At 71.8% G+C, this 17162-nt stretch carries 19 protein-coding genes; 3 read left to right on the plus strand and 16 right to left on the minus strand.

All coding sequences use genetic code 11. The annotated features are described in order from the left end of the window. Nucleotides 1-20: 20 nt before the first annotated feature. From JR065_RS21665 to fabG, 3 genes are all read right to left on the minus strand, one after another. Nucleotides 21-953 (minus strand): hypothetical protein, encoded by a 933-nt coding sequence (locus JR065_RS21665; RefSeq protein ID WP_206231663.1) that lies wholly within the window; start codon nucleotides 951-953, stop codon nucleotides 21-23. A 16-nt stretch (nucleotides 954-969) separates the two neighbouring features. Continuing rightward, the gene (locus JR065_RS02070; protein WP_206231664.1) at nucleotides 970-1125 is read right to left on the minus strand and encodes a hypothetical protein; all 156 of its coding nucleotides are present in this window, start codon (nucleotides 1123-1125) and stop codon (nucleotides 970-972) included. 115 nt (nucleotides 1126-1240) lie between these two features. Beyond that, nucleotides 1241-1978 carry a 3-oxoacyl-ACP reductase FabG gene (gene fabG / locus JR065_RS02075; RefSeq protein WP_206231665.1) on the minus strand — a complete coding sequence of 246 codons (738 nt, stop codon included), beginning with the start codon at nucleotides 1976-1978 and terminating at the stop codon, nucleotides 1241-1243. Between the two features lie 430 nt (nucleotides 1979-2408). Here fabG and JR065_RS02080 point away from each other — a divergent pair, with 430 nt between their 5' ends. After that, a complete protein-coding gene (locus tag JR065_RS02080; protein WP_206231666.1) occupies nucleotides 2409-2777 on the plus strand; it encodes a tetratricopeptide repeat protein in 369 nt (122 codons plus the stop codon). 42 nt (nucleotides 2778-2819) lie between these two features. Here JR065_RS02080 and JR065_RS02085 read toward each other — a convergent pair whose 3' ends face one another. The 10 genes from JR065_RS02085 to xanC all read right to left on the minus strand — a co-directional run bounded on the left by JR065_RS02085 (nucleotide 2820) and on the right by xanC (nucleotide 10187). Next, nucleotides 2820-3389 (minus strand): hypothetical protein, encoded by a 570-nt coding sequence (locus JR065_RS02085; protein WP_206231667.1) that lies wholly within the window; start codon nucleotides 3387-3389, stop codon nucleotides 2820-2822. Between the two features lie 38 nt (nucleotides 3390-3427). Next, entirely contained in the window at nucleotides 3428-3859 is a 432-nt protein-coding gene (locus JR065_RS02090; RefSeq protein WP_206231873.1) for a phosphotransferase, read from the minus strand. Between the two features lie 5 nt (nucleotides 3860-3864). Beyond that, nucleotides 3865-6240, minus strand: a complete 2376-nt coding sequence (locus tag JR065_RS02095; protein ID WP_206231668.1) for an MMPL family transporter — start codon at nucleotides 6238-6240, stop codon at nucleotides 3865-3867. Beyond that, complete coding sequence (locus JR065_RS02100) at nucleotides 6237-6458, minus strand: hypothetical protein (protein ID WP_206231669.1); 222 nt, start codon at nucleotides 6456-6458, stop codon at nucleotides 6237-6239. The genes JR065_RS02095 and JR065_RS02100 overlap by 4 nt, the downstream gene beginning before the upstream one ends. 91 nt (nucleotides 6459-6549) lie before the next feature. Continuing rightward, entirely contained in the window at nucleotides 6550-7197 is a 648-nt protein-coding gene (locus JR065_RS02105; protein WP_343237235.1) for a LolA-related protein, read from the minus strand. Beyond that, nucleotides 7121-8095, minus strand: a complete 975-nt coding sequence (locus JR065_RS02110; RefSeq protein ID WP_206231670.1) for an acyltransferase — start codon at nucleotides 8093-8095, stop codon at nucleotides 7121-7123. Before JR065_RS02110 ends, JR065_RS02105 begins: the two co-directional genes overlap by 77 nt. Beyond that, complete coding sequence (locus JR065_RS02115) at nucleotides 8092-8379, minus strand: 3-hydroxyacyl-ACP dehydratase FabZ family protein (RefSeq protein WP_206231671.1); 288 nt, start codon at nucleotides 8377-8379, stop codon at nucleotides 8092-8094. Before JR065_RS02115 ends, JR065_RS02110 begins: the two co-directional genes overlap by 4 nt. Before the next feature lie 13 nt (nucleotides 8380-8392). Continuing rightward, nucleotides 8393-9142 (minus strand): lysophospholipid acyltransferase family protein, encoded by a 750-nt coding sequence (locus JR065_RS02120; RefSeq protein WP_206231877.1) that lies wholly within the window; start codon nucleotides 9140-9142, stop codon nucleotides 8393-8395. A 57-nt stretch (nucleotides 9143-9199) separates the two neighbouring features. Further along, nucleotides 9200-9943 (minus strand): ketosynthase, encoded by a 744-nt coding sequence (locus JR065_RS02125; protein WP_241093316.1) that lies wholly within the window; start codon nucleotides 9941-9943, stop codon nucleotides 9200-9202. After that, the gene (xanC, locus tag JR065_RS02130; RefSeq protein WP_003470209.1) at nucleotides 9918-10187 is read right to left on the minus strand and encodes a xanthomonadin biosynthesis acyl carrier protein XanC; all 270 of its coding nucleotides are present in this window, start codon (nucleotides 10185-10187) and stop codon (nucleotides 9918-9920) included. The genes JR065_RS02125 and xanC overlap by 26 nt, the downstream gene beginning before the upstream one ends. 125 nt (nucleotides 10188-10312) lie before the next feature. Here xanC and JR065_RS02135 point away from each other — a divergent pair, with 125 nt between their 5' ends. After that, nucleotides 10313-11677, plus strand: coding sequence for an NAD(P)/FAD-dependent oxidoreductase (locus JR065_RS02135; RefSeq protein ID WP_241093317.1), 1365 nt, complete (start codon nucleotides 10313-10315; stop codon nucleotides 11675-11677). After that, nucleotides 11677-12687, plus strand: coding sequence for a pteridine-dependent deoxygenase (locus tag JR065_RS02140; RefSeq protein WP_206231672.1), 1011 nt, complete (start codon nucleotides 11677-11679; stop codon nucleotides 12685-12687). Before JR065_RS02135 ends, JR065_RS02140 begins: the two co-directional genes overlap by 1 nt. Before the next feature lie 179 nt (nucleotides 12688-12866). Here the strand turns inward: JR065_RS02140 and JR065_RS02145 are convergent, their stop codons facing one another. From JR065_RS02145 to JR065_RS02155, 3 genes are all read right to left on the minus strand, one after another. Beyond that, nucleotides 12867-14225, minus strand: coding sequence for an AMP-binding protein (locus JR065_RS02145; protein ID WP_206231673.1), 1359 nt, complete (start codon nucleotides 14223-14225; stop codon nucleotides 12867-12869). A 124-nt stretch (nucleotides 14226-14349) separates the two neighbouring features. Beyond that, a complete protein-coding gene (cydB, locus tag JR065_RS02150) occupies nucleotides 14350-15366 on the minus strand; it encodes a cytochrome d ubiquinol oxidase subunit II (protein WP_206231674.1) in 1017 nt (338 codons plus the stop codon). Continuing rightward, nucleotides 15366-16766 (minus strand): cytochrome ubiquinol oxidase subunit I, encoded by a 1401-nt coding sequence (locus JR065_RS02155; protein WP_206231675.1) that lies wholly within the window; start codon nucleotides 16764-16766, stop codon nucleotides 15366-15368. Before JR065_RS02155 ends, cydB begins: the two co-directional genes overlap by 1 nt. Between the last annotated feature and the right edge of the window lie 396 nt (nucleotides 16767-17162).

The raw sequence follows: 17162 nt of genomic DNA on the forward strand, positions 1-17162 counted from the left end.
GCGCGCGGCGACATGTGCGCTCACTCCGCGTCGGCGGCGCGCGGGCGCGGCGCTTGCGGGGTAGCGTCCGGATCCGGTTCGCCCTGCTCCGCCTCCGCCGGTTCGCTGCCGAAGCGATCGAACACGTCCGGATCGAACAGGCTGGCATTGGCGATGTCGCCGGTGGAGATCACCTTCGCCGCCGGCAGCTCGGAACCTGAGAAGATGTCCTCGGAGTAGTTCTCGGTCACCACCACCCGCAACGTCTGCGCATCGCGGTAGCCGCTCCACACCGGGATCAGGCGCAGGTACGGCGAGGCATCGGCGCGCAGCGGCGGGATCCATTCCAGCCAGCCGGCATAGACCTTGCGATCCTTCAGCGACAGCAGCACCGGCACCGGCGCGAGCAGGCCGTCGCTGGTCTCCAGCGCGTCCAGGCGGTCGGCCGGGTGCGCATCCGCCCCGGCCTGGTCCGACGCCGCGCGCGGCGCCAGCAGGCGCGACAGCCAGCGGCCCAGGCGCAACGGCGGATGCCACAGCATGCGGATCGCCAGTTCGGCGACGAAGCCGCGGGTGCGGACCTGTTCCACGCGCAGCACGCTGAGGAAGAACAGCCGCTCCAGGCTGTTGTAGGTGCCGGTCCCGTACAGCCACAGCGCCGCTTCGTCGCGCGGCCAGAACCAGTTGATCCATACCCGCAGCGACAGGCAGATCGCGAACGCCAGCAAGGCGGTGCCGATGCCCGGATACGGCGCGACCAGATGCAGCAGCTGCCAGGCCTCGCGGCCCCACGCCGTGGCCATCAACAGCACCGCCAGCACCCGCGCCGCCGCCAGCGCGAGGATCCCCACGAGCGCCGAGGCCATCAGCAACTGCTCCTTGCCCTGGCGCGAGGCCCAGTAGGAGGTGATGAAGGTGAAGTTGACGAACAGATAGCCGCCGATCAGCGGCAACAGCAATTGGTTGAAAGGCATTCCCTGCCCCTGCGGCCTATTTGGGCCGCTTCGCCTCGACGTGGCCCCTGACCGTGCGCGCCATCTTACTCACCGCCTGGCGCCCGGATTCGCTGCTGAAGAACGCCTGCAGGTCGACGCGCACGCCGGACCCGGTGAACACGGCGTAGGTCCGGTCCTTGAGCTCGGACACGGTCGCAACCGTCCCGCCCGGGACCCGGCTGGGACGCTTCTTGGGGGCAGGAAGGGCGGACATGGCCCGACTATAGTCCCCGCCCGGCCGCATTCCAAGTGCCGCGCCCGGGCCGTCAGCCCATGCCGCCATTGACCCCGATCACCTGGCCGTTGACGTAGCCGGCCGCGTCCGAGCACAGGAACGCGACCAGCGCGGCCACCTCGTCCGGCGTGCCGGCACGGCCGGCCGGCACCAGCTGCTTGATCGCGTCCGGCGCGAACGTGTCCCCGACCATCGCGCCTTCGATGACGCCCGGGGCGACCACGTTGACGCTGATGCCGCGGCTGGCCATCTCGCGCGCCAGCGACTTGCTGGCGCCGTGCAACGCGGCCTTGGCCGCGGCGTAGTTGGTCTGCCCGCGGTTGCCGAGCACCGCCGCCACCGACGATACGCTGACGATGCGGCCCCAGCGCCTGCGCGCCATCGGCAGCAGCAGCGGCTGGGTGACGTTGAAGAACCCGTGCAGCGACACGTCGATGACCCGATGCCATTGCGCCGCGCTCATCCCGGCCATCGGCGCGTCGTCGTGGATGCCGGCGTTGTTGACCACGACCTGGATCGGCCCGGCCTCCAGCAGCGCGGCCAGCGCGGCGGCGCTGGCGTCGGCATCGGCCACGTCGAAGGCCACCGCCTCGGCGCTGCCGCCGGACGCCACCACGGCATCGACCAGCGCCTGCGCGCGCGCCACATTGCTATTGGCATGGACGATCACGTGCAGGCCGTCCGCGGCCAGGCGCCGGCAGATCGCCCCGCCCAGATCGCCGCTGCCGCCGGTGACCAAGGCGCGGCGTTTCGTCGAAGGCTCGGTCATGCAGGTTCTCCGTGGGGCGTTGGCGGCGGATGGCCCGCCATCGTAGAACACGGCGACAGGCCGATGCAGCCACGGGCAGCGCCGGGCACGCGGCCGCACCGCCGCGTCTTTGCCAGGGGCTGGCGGCGGACGTAGCATGCGGGCCGGATCTTCGTGCGCCGGCGCTGGCCGCCGCCTTTTGCGATCGGCGCGCGCACTCACGGAACTACGGAATGTACGAATCGCACTTCTGGCACGCCATCGGCAGGCGCGGCTGCGACAGGGATGGCAAGCCGCTCCCAGCGCATGGCGCATGCCGCCTGCGCCGGACGCCGTCCGCGCAGCAGCGGGGACGGCCGGGCAGTGGCCGGGTCGCGCACGCGCATCGCATCGGCTTGCGGCGCATGGCGGCCGGCCGCGCCGCCGCGCGTCCGGTGGCGTGCGCGTGGCGATGAACGCGCTCGCCCGCGCGCGGTCGCTGACGCAGGCGATCTACCGGGATCCGCAGCGCTGGGACGCCAATCTCGCCGAGGCCGAAGCGCTGCTGCGCGAGGCGGTGCGTGCGCAACCGCACGATCCCGAGCTGCTGACCGGGCTGGGTACGGTGCTGTGCGACCTGGGCCGCTACGCCGAGGCGGCGGCGACGCTGCGGCAGGCGCTCGCGCGCGGCTCGCGCGACCGCAACACCTGCTTCAACCTTGGCGTGGCCCTGCGCAACGGCGCCGGGCGCAGGCACGCGCCGCTGTATTTCGCCAAGGCCCGGGCGCTGCAGGCCTCGCCATGCTCCTGGGAGGCGTACTTCGATCCGCAGGCGCAGTGAGCGGCCAACTCCAGCCGCGCGGCGCCGGCGTCGGAGGTTCGCTCATTCGCCGCCGAGCAGCGTCTGCATGCCGTGCGCGGCTTTCCTTACCCGTTCGCGCGCAACCTCGCTATCGACCCGCAAGTCGTCCGGCAGGGCGAAGTGCTCCATGCATGCGTTCTCGGCGATGGCCCCGCGCAGGTGCGCGATGACGCGGAACATCACATGGTCCATCCGCCAGCAGACGGACGGTTCGACGCCTGCCAGGCGGTCCGCGGTCGCCGGATGGCTGGCCCCTCCGATCCACAGGTCCGTATCGAAGGCGAATTGGATCCGGTCGTAACCGGAGTCGGATCTTGCGTAGGCGGGATCGCTGAACAGGATCTTCCAGCGCGGCATGCCCGGGAAGCGCAGGCTGCACAAGATCGGCCTGAACAGCCGCCGCGACGTGTCCACCTGGGCCATGGATGCCGGGATATGCGTATGGAAATCGGCGAAGACCTCGATCAGGTGACCGAGCGCAGGCGGTATGAGCTCGATGTAGCGTGCGATCACGAAGCCGGGCGCATCGGTGGCATCGACGGCGGGGACATAGAACAGATCGCCCGGCCTGGGTGCCCTGAGCGCCTTCATGAGCCGTGGCCTGCGCGCACGATGCAGCGACGCATGCGCTACGCCGCGCCGAGCATCACCGAGGCGCGCCCCTCGGCCAGCAGCACGCCGGCATGCTCGATGCGGAACGCGTACTGCTGGCTGTCCTCGCCCTGCAGCAGCACTTCGGCCTGGCCCTGGAGCGCGCCGGGCAGGTCGTCCAGATAGGCCACCTGCAGCTGCACCGCGCGCAGCGCCACCAGCACGCCGGGGCGCACCGGCTGGCCGCTGGCGCGACCGAGCAGGCCGCCGTGCACCGCCATCGCCTGCGCGCCGTACTCGCACAGGTGCAGCGCGCGCAGGCGGCCGCCGCTGCGCAGCGGATGCCCGGCCGCGCGGTGCGCATGGCTGCGCAGCACGATGCGCTGCGCGTCCCATTCGAGCACCTCCTCCCACAGGCACATCAGGCCCTGGTGCGGCACCAGCGCCGCGATCGCCTCGCGTCCGCGCACCCCGGTCATCGCGGCCCCTGCCGCGCGGCATGCGATGCAGGCGCCGGCGCGTCGCGCGCGGTCTGCCGCGATACCAGCAGCGCCAGCACGAAATTGAACAGCACGCCCAGGGCAACGGTGCTGCCGATCGCGCGCAGCACCGGGATGCTGGAAGCGGCCAGCAACGCGAACACCAGCAGCGTCATCAGGCTGCACACGATCAGCGCGTGCAGCGTGCGCAGCTGGTCGGCGCGGTCGTCGCCGGCATGGTCGAAGAACAGTGCGTAGTCCAGGCCCAGGCCGGCGGCCAGGATCAACGCGATCAGGTGGAACAGGTTCAGCTCCACGCCGGCGGCGCGCAGGATCGCCAGCACCAGCAGCGTGGTCAGCGCCATCGGCAGCAGCACGCGCGCGATGCGCCGCGGCGTGCGCAGCGCGATCGCCACGGTCAGCGCCAGCAGCAGCGCGGCGATGCCGAGCGCGGCGAGCACCCGGCCGCGATAGGCGGCGACCAGCGATTCGGAGGCGTCCTTCAGGTCCAGCAGCTGCGCGCCGCTGCCGCGCAGCGCGCCGGCCAGCGGCGCCGGATCGCGCAGCCCGACCAGCGACACCAGCGCGGTGGCGTGGCCGTCGCCGAGCAGCAGCAGGCCGTCGACGCTGGCGGCCAGCGGCGTGCCGCGCAGGTCGCGTGGCGCCAGCGGCGCGGCGCGGCGCGCCTGCTCCAGGTCGGCCAGGAACGGGGCGAAGACCTCGCGCCGGAACGGCGTATCGGCCACCGCCGCATCGGTCAGCGCGCGCGCCGCGTCCGCGTCCGGCAGCGCCGCCTGGCGCCGTTGCTGGGTCGCGACGCTGGGCAGGTAGCGCGCGGCCATGTCGTAGCCGGCCAGCGCGCCGTCGGCGACCAGCGCGTCCAGGCGCGGGCGCAGCCGTTCGGAAGCGGCCAGCGCGGCCTCGGCCGAGGCCGCCGGCAGCGCCAGCACGTAGCGCACGTCGGGCGCGCCCAGCTCCTGGCGCAGGCGCGCGTCCTGGGCCAGGCCCTCGGCCGGCACCGGGGTCAGCTTGGACAGGTCGTTCTGCCAGAACGGACCCGGCGCGAACGCCAGCACCGCGGCCGCGGCCAGCGCCACCGCCAGCAGCGACCATTTCGGCCGCGGCAGTCGCGCGATGCCCCGCCACAGCCGCGCCAGCGCCGGCGAATCGGCATGGTCGCGCGGCGACGGGTCGATCAGCGCCGGCAACAGCAGGCGCGTGGTCGCCGCCGCGGTCGCCAGCCCGGCGATGGTGAACACCGCCAGCTGGCGCAGGCCGTCGACGCCGGAAAACAGGAAGGTGACGTAGGCGATGCAGGTGGCGACCACGCCGGTGGCCAGGGTCGGCCACAGCGCGCGCGCGTTGGCGCGCGGGTCGATGCCCGGACGCTGGTGGCTGAACAGATGGATTGGATAGTCCTGCACCACGCCGATCAGGGTGAAGCCGAACGCCACGGTGATGCCGTGCACCCCGTCGAACAGCAGCGCGACCGCGCCCAGCCCGGCCAGCCCGGCGCTGGCCAGCGGCAGCACGCCGAGCACCGGGATCTTCCAGCTGCGGTAGGCGACCAGCAGCAGCAGCACCAGCCCGACCGTATCGAGCATGCCGATCCACTGCGCCTCGCGCTGGGTGCGCCCGCCGATCTCCACCGAGAACGCGCCGGGGCCGGTCAGGGTCAATCGGCTGCGGCTGCCGGCGCTGGCCTGGGCGAAGGCGGCGTGGATCGCGTCCACCGCGCGTTGCTGGCCGGTGGGGTCGAAGCCGGCGGCGCGGGTCTGCGCGACCAGCAGCGCGTCGCGGCCGGCGCGGTCGAACCACACGCCTTCGCGCGGCTGCGGGCCGCCGGCCGGCTGCAGGCTCTCGGCCAGGTGCAGGATTTCCAGGGTCGGGTCGCGCGGCAGCAGCGGCTCCACCGCCGCCGCCGCGGGCGAGCCCAGATCCTGCACCCGCGCCTGCAGCGCGTCGGCCAGGGCCGCCGCGTCCAGCGGCCGGGCGTCGAAGCTGTCGCTGAGCAGGTAGCGGTACGCCAGCAGGCGATCGGGAATCGCGTCCAGGCCGGCGTCGGCGCCGTTGGCGACCAGTTCGAAGGTATCGCGCTGCGCCGCCAGCTGCGCGCGCATCTGTTGCGATTGCCGCGCCAGCGTCGCGGCATCGGCGCCGGAGAGCGACATCAGCAGCAGCCGCGAACCGGGACCTTCGCCGAGTTCGTCCAGCAGCAGTTTCTGCGCAGGGGTCTGGGCTTCGGGCATGAACTTGCGCAAATCCCCGGACACCTGCAGCACCGCGCCCAACCACCAGCCGCCGCCAGCCAGCAGCGCCAGCCACAGCAGCGCCAAGGAAATGCGTGCCTTCGAACCCAATCCAGGATTCATCGAGTCGATCCGGCCAAGGCCCACGCGTCCGGATCCGGAGCCGCGGGCGCGGCCTCGGACGTGGCGAACCGCCTTCTGTTACCGCGGGCCGGCATGAACTTGCGCAAATCCCCGGACACCTGCAGCACGTTGCCCAGCCACCAGCCGCCGCCAGCCAGCAGCGCCAGCCACAGCAGCGCCAAGGAAATGCGTGCCCTCGAACCCAATCCAGGTTTCATCGATTCGATCCGGCCAAAGCCCGCATATCCGGATCCGGGGCCGCGGGCGCAGCTTGGGCGTGGCGAACCGCCCTGCTACCGCGGGCCGGCATCAGCGCGCGTCGCCGTGGCACAGCGCGGTCAGCGCGGCGGCCGCGTCGATGCGCGCGGCGTCGCGCGCGGCGCCGGCCAGCAGCGTGCGCTGCACCTCGCCCTTGGCCGGCGTGGTCTCGATGCAGCGCAGCTCCGCGCCGCGGCCGTACAGGCGCAGCTCGCGCACCTGCGCGGCCAGCGCCGCGTCCCTGGGCTGCAGTTGCAGCTGCCAGCGCTCGCGCGTGCCTTCGCTGCGCAGCGCGTAGTGCTGCTGCAGCCGGGCCAGGTCGCCGGACAGCAGCGCGCCGAAACCGTTCTGCAGGCCGGCCAGCTCCGGCGCGCGCGCCAGCGAGAAGCGCCGCGGCGGCTTGCCGTCGCGCTGCAGCGTGGCCTGGCCGTCCTTCAGCGTGGTGGTCTCGCGGTACGGCGAGGTGACTTCGCGCACCAGCGTGTCGTTGTCGGGGCGGCGGTACTGGCCCTGCACGCGCAGCGGCGCCTTGAGCAGCGCCGAGCCGCGCAGTTCGATGAAGTCGGTGCTGACCGGCGCCGGCCGCGCCAGCTTCTGCAGGATCCAGCCGGGGTCCGGCGCCTCAGGCGGTGCGGCGCAAAGCGGTGCGGCGCTGCACAGCAGTATCAGCATCCACGGCAAGGTGCGACGCGTCGGCATGGCGGTTGTTCCAGAAATCGTAGAAGTTGAACCAGTTGTACGGGGCCGAGCGCGTGTAATGCTCCAGCCTGGCGGCGTAATCGCGGATGAGCGCGGCCAGCACCGGCGCGCGCTGCCGCCGCGGCAGGTCCAGGCCTTCGCTGAAGGTCTCGAACACCAGCTGGTAGCGGTTGCCGCCGCGGTACAGGCCGAACGCCAGCACCACCGGCACCTTCAGCACCGCGGCGATCAGCCACGGCGAGGTCGGGAACATCGCGCCCTGGCCGATGAACGCGGCCGGCAGCGCCGGGTCTTCCGGGCGCGGGCGGTCGACCAGCAGCGCCACCAGCGCGCCTTCGTCGGTGGCCTGCTTGATCGCCATGACGATCGAGGTGCTGTCCATGCCGGCGTCGATGATGTTGGCCGCCAGCTGCGGGTTCAGCGCGCCGAGCAGCTCGGTCATCGCCGGGTTGTGCGCCTTGTCCAGCACCACCTTGACCTGCACGTCCGGGCGCTCGGTGGCCAGCACGCGCAGCGCGTCGAAGCTGCCCAGGTGCGAGCCGAAGATCAGCACGCCGCGGCCGCGGTCCATCTGCCGGTGCAGCTGCTCCAGGCCCTGGATGTCGACCCGGAAGCGCTGCATCTGCCCGCACAGCATGAACACGCGGTCGAGGATGGTCGAGGCGAAGGTGTGGATGTGCCGGGCCACGTCCAGCAGCGTGGCCGGGCGGCCGAACACCCGGCTCAGGTAGTCGCGCGAGTCGCGCCGCTCCGGGCCGCGCACCAGCAGGAAGTACAGCGTGATCGGGTACAGCAGCAGGCGGCCGACGGTACGGCCGCCGTAGCGGGCGATGCTGCGGATCAGCCACAGCGCGAAGCGGCCGCCGCCTTCCGGGCGGTGTTTCCAGCTGGCGCTCATGGCGCCGCCTCCGCGACCACGTCGCCGCTGACCAGCAGGTCCTCGCCGCGGCGCACGCGGAAGCGCCAGCGCGGCGCCTGCCCGTCCAGCTCGATATGCGCCGGCTGGCCCGGCAGCAGCGGCTGCAGGAACTTCACCTGCGGCAGGCGCAACCCGGCGCGCGCGCCATGCGCGGCCTCGATCGCCTGCAGGACGTGGTCCAGCACCACCACGCCGGGCACGAGCGGCCGGCCGGGAAAGTGCCCCGGCAGGCAGGGATGATCGGGCGGTACGACGAAATGCATAAGCCTTGGCAACTCAGATCCTGGGTTCGAGCATGGCACGGACGGCGTGGTGCGCGCGCTGGGTCAGCTGTTGCCGGTCCAGCGGCCCATCGGGGCCGTTCACGTTGATCGGCGCGCCGATCCGCACCCGGATCACCCCGGGCCGCACCCGGAACAGGCTGGTCGGCGGCAGGACCTTGCCCGCCCCGTCCAGCGCCACCGGCACCACGTCCACGCCAGCATCTATAGCGGCCTGCAGCAGCCCGGCCTTGAATTCGGCCAATTCCCCGGTGCGGCTGCGGGTGCCTTCCGGGAACAGGCACAGGTCCTGGCCCTGGCGCAGCAGCGCCGCGGCCTGGCGCCGCACCATCGCCCCGGCGCGGCGGCTGTCGCGGTCCAGGAACAGCATGCCGGTATAGCGCGCGTACCAGTTCACGAACGGCACCTGCAGCATCTCGTCCTTGAGCAGGAAGCGCAGCGGCACCGGCAGCGCCATGAACAGCGCGCAGATGTCGATGATCGACTGGTGGTTGCTGACGAACAGGTGGTTGCGCGACCAGTCCACCCGCTCCTGGCCCTCGACCTGCAGCCGCGCCCCGGCGCCGAACAGCAGCACCGGCGCCCAGAACCGCGCGCCCATGCGCAGCGGCAGGCGCGGCCCGCCCAGCGGCAGCAACAGCAGCGCCACCACGATGCCGGCCCCGGTGAAGGACAGGGTGAACAGCAGCTGCAACGTATTCCACACGGCCCACGCCATGCGCGACGGCATCCCTGCCTGCGGCATCTTCAGTTTGTCCTTGATGATCTGCACGAAACCTCTGCAACCCCCGCGATACGCGCGTCAGCGCAACAGATCGCGCCAAAAGACCGGCCCCAGCCGCGCCAGCTGATGCAGGAAATCGGGCAGATTACGGTAGGGACGCTGCGGAAACCAGCGCCCGCGCAGCAGGTACTCGCCGACGAAGAAGCCGCCGATCACCCCGTAGCCCAGCAGATTGGCGATCAGCGAGGCGCGCGCGTCGCCGATCGGCAGCGGCGAGCGGTAGCCCAGCTGGGCCAGCACGCCGCTGGGCTGCGCGCACAGCGCCAGCACCAGGTTCAGCAAGGTCAAGGCGGCCAGCAGCAGCGACCAGGCCAGGGTCAGGCGCCGGGTGTAGCGGTACTGCTCGGCGCTGATCGCCATGCCCGCCTGCAGGTACAGGGCCTGGACGATGCGCGAGATCAGCGGGGTGCGCCCGGCGCGCAGGCTGCGGCCGAAGAACCAGGCCACCCAGCCGGTGAACACCACCGGCGGCGCCGCCAGCAGCAGCAGGGCGCGCGGCGAGTCCCACAGCGGCAGCAGCGCGCCCAGGCACAGCAGCGCCAGCAGCCACGCCCAGCCGCGGCGCCGCGCCAGCGGCTCCACCAGCACCATCAGCACCAGCGCCATGCCGGCCAGCACCGCCAGTTCGGGACGGTGCGAGGCATTGGCCCAGTGCGCCAGCGGCGAATACGCCAGCGCCAGCAGCAGGCCCAGCGCCAGCGCCCACGGCGCGTCGGCGGGCGCGGCGAGCGCCGGGTCAGCTGGTCTTGTTGGCTTCGACATGCGCCGACAATGCGCGCAGCGAGGCGAAGATGCGGCGGTTCTCGTCGTTGTCCGAACGCAGCTGGAAGCCGTAGCGCTTGCTGATCGCCAACGCCAGTTCCAGCGCGTCGATCGAGTCCAGGCCCAGGCCGGTGTTGAACAGCGGCGCCTCCGGGTCGATGTCGCCGGGCTGCACGTCCTCCAGGTTCAGGCTCTCGACCAGCAGCTCGGCCAGTTCACGTTCGGCGGCGGTTTGCGAAGACATCCAAGGGCTTCCGGCTAGAGGACAAAGGTGCGACAAGATGGTGCATCGGGCGCAGCGGCGCAACTGCCCGACACCGGCGGGCAAGCTATCATGCCGTCTCTTCACGCATGCCCGTAGGTTCCAGGATGAACGCCACCGCCGTTGCCCCCGTCCCCGCCGCCGCACCGCCCGCGACGGCGGCCACCGCGACGGAGACGCCCGACGTGCTGGTGATCGGCGGCGGCCCGGCCGGTTGCGCGGCGGCGATCCTGCTGGCGCGGCAGGGCTGGCGGGTCACCCTGCTGGAAAAGGACCGCCACCCGCGCTTCCACATCGGCGAATCGCTGCTGCCGATGAACATCCCAATACTGCAGCGGCTGGGCGTGCTCGAGCAGGTCCGCGCGATCGGGGTGCTGAAGCTGGGCGCGGACTTTCCCAACGACGCCGGCGGCTACAACACCTTCCGCTTCGAGCGCGCGCTCCACGCCAAGGCCGACTACGCGTTCCAGGTGCCGCGCGCCGAGTTCGACCGGGTGCTGTTCGCGCAGGCGCGCGCCGAAGGCGCCGACCTGCGCGAGGGCACCAAGGTGGAGGCGGTGCGGCTGGACGGCGAACAGCCGCTGGTGCAGGCGCGCGGCGCCGACGGGGTGCGCAGCTTCCGCCCGCGCTACCTGATCGACGCCAGCGGGCGCGACACCGTCCTGGGCAACAAGCTCAAGCTCAAGCGCGCCAACCGGCGGCACCAGTCCGCGGCGCTGTTCAGCCATTTCCGCGGCGTGGCGCGGCGCCCGGGCGAGGACGCCGGCAACATCAGCATCTACCGCCATGCGCACGGCTGGATGTGGCTGATCCCGCTGCCCGACGACGTGATGAGCGTCGGCGCGGTGTGCTACCCCGAATACATGAAGACCCGCAAGGGCGACAGCGAGGCGTTCCTGCTGCGCACCCTGGCGCTGCACCCGGACGTGGCCGCGCGCATGGCCGGCGCGCAGCGCGTGGCGCCGGTGCACGCCACCGGCAACTACGCCTACGAATGCACGCGCATGAGCGGCCCGCGCTGGCTGATGCTCGGCGACGCCTACGCCTTCGTCGACCCGATGTTCTCCTCCGGCGTGTACCTGGCCATGCACAGCGCCGAGCGCGGCGCGGCGGTGGTCGACGCGGCGCTGCGCGACCCGGCGCGCGAAGCGCGGCTGCAGCGCGCGCTGGAGAAGCATCTGCGCGCCGGCCTGAACGAGTTCAAGTGGTTCATCTACCGCTTCACCTCGCCGACCATGCGCGAGCTGTTCGCGCAGCCGCGCAACGTGCTGCAGGTGGAGCAGGCGGTGGTGGCGATGCTGGCCGGCGACGTGTTCGACAACCGCGCGGTGCTGCGCCGGCTGCGCGTGTTCCGCGCGATCTACACCATCGCCGCCGCGTCGATGCTGCCGCGCGCGTTGCGCGCCTGGCGCCACCGCCGCCGCCAGGCGCGCGAGCATTTCCACGGCGACACCCTGCACGGAGACCATTGATGAGCCGGCCGCACCCGCTTCCCCCGCACACCGAGCAGCGCCACCCGCAGCTGCAGGTGGACTACGTCGCCGAAACCGAGCTGGACGCGCTGCTGCGCGACGCGCAGGTGCTGGCGGTGTTCGGCTTCGGCGACGACGCCCCGCGGCTGGACGACCCGCGCTACCTGCGCGTGCCGCTGCAGCCGCACGGGCCGCGCGTGCTGGAGGTGTGGCGCACCGATGCGCCGGTGCGCAGCGGCCGCGACGGCGACATCGCCTGGGCCAGCGACGGGCGCCTGCAGTTCGGCGTGATCGAGATCGACGAGCAGGCGCTGGACATCGAAGCGGCCTCGGCGCTGGCCTACGCGCAGCTGACCGCGTTCGTCGGCGCCAGCGCCACGCCGCGCCTGCTGCGCATCTGGAACTACCTGGACGCGATCACCCTGGGCAGCGGCGACCGCGAACGCTACCGCCAGTTCTGCGTCGGCCGCGCGCGCGGCCTGGGCCGGTTCGACGCCAGCCAGCTGCCGGCGGCCACCGCGGTGGGCCGCTGCGACGCGGCGCGGGTGATCCAGATCTACTGGCTGGCCGCCGCGCAATCCGGCACGCCGCTGGAGAACCCGCGCCAGGTCAGCGCGTACCGCTACCCGCGCCAGTACGGCCCGCAGCCGCCGAGCTTCGCCCGCGCGATGCTGCCGCCGGCCGGCAGCGACATGCCGCTGCTGCTGTCGGGCACCGCCAGCGTGGTCGGCCATGCGTCGATGCACAGCGGCCAGCTGCTGGCGCAGCTGGAGGAGACCTTCGCCAACTTCGACGCGCTGCTCGCCGCCGCGCGTGCGCACGCGCCGGAACTGCCGGCGCAGTTCGGCGACGGCACTCGGCTGAAGGTCTACGTGCGCGAGCAGGCCGACCTGCCGCTGGTGGCCGCGGCGCTGGACGCGCGCTTCGGCGACCGCGTCCCGCGGCTGCTGCTGCATGCGGTGATCTGCCGCGACGAACTGGCGGTGGAGATCGACGGCGTGCACGGCTGAGCCGCGGCCGCGGCTCAGCCTCCAAAAAAGCGCTTCCAGCCGCTTCGGCATGACTACATTGTGGGAGGGGCTTCAGCCCCGACGCGCTACCGGTAAGGCGTCGGGGCTGAAGCCCCTCCTGCAATGCAGTGCACTCGCTAAAGTCCCGAGTCCCGAGTCCCGAGTCCCGAGTCCCCGCCTCAACGCGCCGCGGCCGCCAGCAACGCCAGCAGCCGGTCGCGCGGCAGCTTGCCGGTCTCGTTGCGCGGCAGCGCGTCGAGCTTGCGCAGCCGGCGCGGCAGGAACACCGGGTCCAGTTCGCGGCGAAGAGCAGCCAGGATCGCCGCTTCGTCCAGCGTCGGCGCCACCACCACCGCGGCGATGCGCCCCACCGTCTGCCCGGGCTCCGGCTCCAGCTGCAGCATCGCGCCGTCGACCACGCCCGGCACCGCCAGCAGGCGGCGGGTCAGGTCGGCCAGCGAGGCGCGCTTGCCGGCGATCTCCAGCAGGTCGGCCTGGCGGCCGCGCACCTGGAAGCGGCCGTCGGCGTCCACGTCCATCAGGTCGGCCAGCAGCACCGGCTGCGCCAGGTGCGGCGCGTGCACCAGCGTGCCATCCGGCTGCGGCGCCACGCGCACCCCCGGCAACGGCGTCCACAGCGCCTCGCAGGCGGTCCGCCGGCTGGCGAACACGCAGGTCTCGGTGGAACCGAACATCTCGCGCACCTGGCCGCCGAAGCGCGCCTCGGCGGCGGCGGCCAGCTCGGCAGCCAGCGGCGCGGTGGCCGAGACGATGCCGGCCAACGGCGGCAGCGCGACGCCGGATTCGACCAGCGCGCGCAGGTGCACCGGCGTGGTCACCAGCAACCGCGGCGCCGGCACCTGCGCCAGCGCGCGCGCCACGTCCTGCGGAAAGAACGGCCGCCCCGCATGCACCGCCAGCGGCGTCACCAGCGGCAGCAGCACCGACAGCTCCATCCCGTACATGTGCTGCGGCGGCACCGTGGCGACCACGTGCGGCACCGCGCCGCCGTCCCACAGGCCCTGCAGCGCCAGCAGGTCCTGGCGGGTGCTGGTCAGGAAGCTGCCCCAGGTCTTGCGGTTGGGCGTGGGCGCGCCGGTGCTGCCGGAGGTGAAGCCGATCGCGACCAGGGCGTCGTCGGCGAGCATCGGCATCTCGCCGTCGGCGCTGGGCAGGGTCTCGGGCAGCCGCCAGTAGCGCGGCGGCGGCTCGGCCAGCGCGGTATCGCCCAGGCAGTAGCTGTCGGCGTGGCTGCGCTGCACCTCGGCCACCACCGCCGGCGCGCGCGAGGACGGCAGCAGCGAGGTCTGCCCGCGCAGCGCCACCGCGCAGAACGCGACCATGAAACGGTAGCGGTCCTCGCACAGGTTCAGCGCATGGCGCCCGTCCGGCAGCGCCGCGGCCAGGCCGCGCACGTGGCCGAGGAACGTGGCCAGATCCACATGCCGGCCGTCGGCGTAGGCCAGGGGACGGTGCGCATCGCCGACGGCGAGCGGATGCGACGACGGGGCGGGAACGGCAGAGGAAACGGCAGGCATGCGTGGCGGCGGCTCGGGCGGGCAATGACCCGCAACGCGCGCGGGAAACGCTAGCTTGGCCGCCGCTGCCGCCGCTGGCAAGCCGGCCCGGCGCGGCGGCGGGACGCCAGCGGCGGCCGCGCCCTCAGTGGTGGTAGCCGCTGTCGGCGGTGATCTTGCCGCGGAACACGCGATACGACCATGCGGTGTAGCCCAGGATCACCGGCAGCAGCACCGCCAGCCCGACCAGCACGAAGCCCTGCGACGACGGCGGCGAGGCCGCCTCCCAGATGGTCAGCCCCGGCGGCACGATGTTCGGCCAGATGCCCAGCACCAGGCCGAAGAAGCCCAGCGCGAAGAAGCACAGGGTCAGCACGAACGGACGCGCGTCGCGGCCCTGCGCCATCGCCGCGCGCCACAGCGCGAAGGCGTTGACCAGCACCAGCAGCGGCACCGGCGACAGCCACCAGAAGTTCCCGTCGTGGAACCAGCGCGCCATGATCCGCGAATCCAGGAACGGCAGCCATGCGCTGACCAGGCCCATGAACACCACCACCACCAGCACCAGCGGCCGGGTCAGCGAACGCGCGATGCGCTGCATCGTCCCTTCGGTCTTCAGGATCAGCCAGCTGCCGCCGAGCAGCGCGTAGCCGAACACCACCGCCGCGCCGGTCAGCATCGAGAACGGGCTGAACCAGCCCAGCACGCCGCCCAGGTACTTGCCGCCCTGCAGCGGCATGCCCTCCACCAGCGCGCCCAGGATCACCCCCTGCCAGAACGCCGCGCACAGCGAACCGGCCGCGAACGCCCAGCCCCACAGGTACTTGGAGGTATGCGCCTTGAACCGGAACTCGAACGCCACGCCGCGGAACACCAGCGCGATCAGCATCATCAGCACCGGCAGGTACAGCGCCGACAGCACCACCGCGTACGCCTTCGGGAACGCGGCCAGCAGCCCGGCGCCGCCGAGCACCAGCCAGGTCTCGTTGCCGTCCCAGATCGGCGCGGCGGTGTTCATCATCAGGTCGAGCTGCTCTTCGTCCTCGGCGAACGGCGCCAGGATGCCCAGGCCGAGCACGAAGCCGTCCAGCAGCACGTACATCAGCACGCCGAACCCGATCACCCCGAACCAGATCACCGGCAACACGGTCGCCATGTCCATCAGCGTGTCTCCTCGATGTAGTCGTCGGCCGCGGAGATCGGCCGCGCAGGGGTCTTGTCGCCTTCCTGCACGCGCGGCTCCGGCTCGTGCGGCAGCGGCCCGTTGCGCAGCATCTTCAGGATGTACCAGCTGCCGAAGCCGAACACCACCGCATAGGCCGCCACGTAGACGCCCAGCGATACCCACACCATCGCCGGCGTGAGTTCGCTCACCGCATCGCGCGTGTGCAGCAGCCCGTAGACCACGTACGGCTGGCGGCCGATCTCGGTGACGAACCAGCCGGCGACCAGGGCGATGAAGCCGGCGGGCAGCATCGCGTTCCACGCCAGGTGCAGCCCGCGCCGGCGCAGCAGCGTGCCGCGCCACCAGAAGAACAGCGACACGAACGCCAGCAGGAGCATTGCCATGCCCAATCCGACCATCACCCGGAACGCGTAGAACACCGGCTTCACCGGCGGCCGCTCGTCCTTGGGCACCGTGGTCAGCGGCGCGATCTGCCCGTCCAGCGTATGGGTCAGGATCACGCTGCCCAGGCGCGGGACCTTCACCTCGTAGTCGTTGCGCTCGGCGTCCTCGTTGGGCACCGCGAACAGCACCAGCGGCACGCCTTCGCCCGGCGCCTCGTTGTGCCAGTGCGCCTCCATCGCCGCCACCTTCATCGGCTGGTGCTCGAGCGTGTTCAGCCCGTGCGCATCGCCGGCGGCGATCTGCAGCGGCACCGCGATCGCGGCGAACGCCACCGCCAGCTTCAGCATGCGCGCGGCCGCATCCAGGTGCTCGCCGCGGCGCAGGTACCAGCCGCTGACCCCGCCGATCACGAAGCAGGTGGTGATGAAGGCGGCCAGCACCATGTGCGTGAGCCGGTACGGGAACGACGGATTGAAGATCACCTCGCGCCAGCTGGCCGGATGGAACACGCCGTCGACGATCGTGTAGCCGGCCGGCGTCTGCAGCCAGCTGTTGGCCGACAGGATCCAGAACGTGGAGATCAGCGTGCCCAGCGCAACCAGGCAGGTGGACAGGAAGTGCAGCTTCTCCGGCACCTTGCGCCAGCCGAACAGCATCACCCCCAGGAACGAGGCCTCCAGGAAGAACGCGGTCAGCACTTCGTAGCTGAGCAGCGGGCCGAGGATGTTGCCGGCGCGTTCGCTGAGCACCGACCAGTTGGTGCCGAACTGGAAGCTCATCACGATGCCGCTGACCACGCCCATGCCGAAGGACACCGCGAAGATCTTCAGCCAGAAGAAGTACAGGTCGCGCCAGACCGTGTCGCGGGTGCGCAGCCAGCGCCATTCCAGGAACGCCAGCCAGCTCGACAGGCCGATGGTGAAGGCCGGAAACAGCACATGGAAGCTGATGACGAAGCCGAACTGGATGCGCGAAAGCAGCAATGCGTCCATGGCATCTTCCTGAGACTCGAACCGAGGCACATTGTTAGGCCACGGCCGTGAAATTGCCCGTGACGGGATGTCGCAGGGGCGGGGACTCGGGACTCGGGACTCGGGACTCGGGACTCGGGACTCGGGACTCGGGACTCGGGACTCGGGACTCGGGACTCGGGACGGCAGGATGCTGTCCCGGGGCAAATCGCTGTCAAGCGATTTGATGAAAAAAGTGCAGATTTTTCTTAGAAAAAGCGGCTTTTTTGCGGCTCCAGCCAAGCCGCTTTCTGTAGGAGAGATTTAGCCCCGACGCCTTGCCGGTAGAGCGTCGGGGCTGAAGCCCCTCCTACAGAAAAGCAGCAATGCCGCGAACTTGCGAAAATCCCGAGTCCCGAGTCCCGAGTCCCGGCTCCC

It is taken from the genome of Xanthomonas sp. (genome assembly GCF_017163755.1).
Taxonomy (GTDB): Bacteria; Pseudomonadota; Gammaproteobacteria; order Xanthomonadales; family Xanthomonadaceae; genus Xanthomonas_A.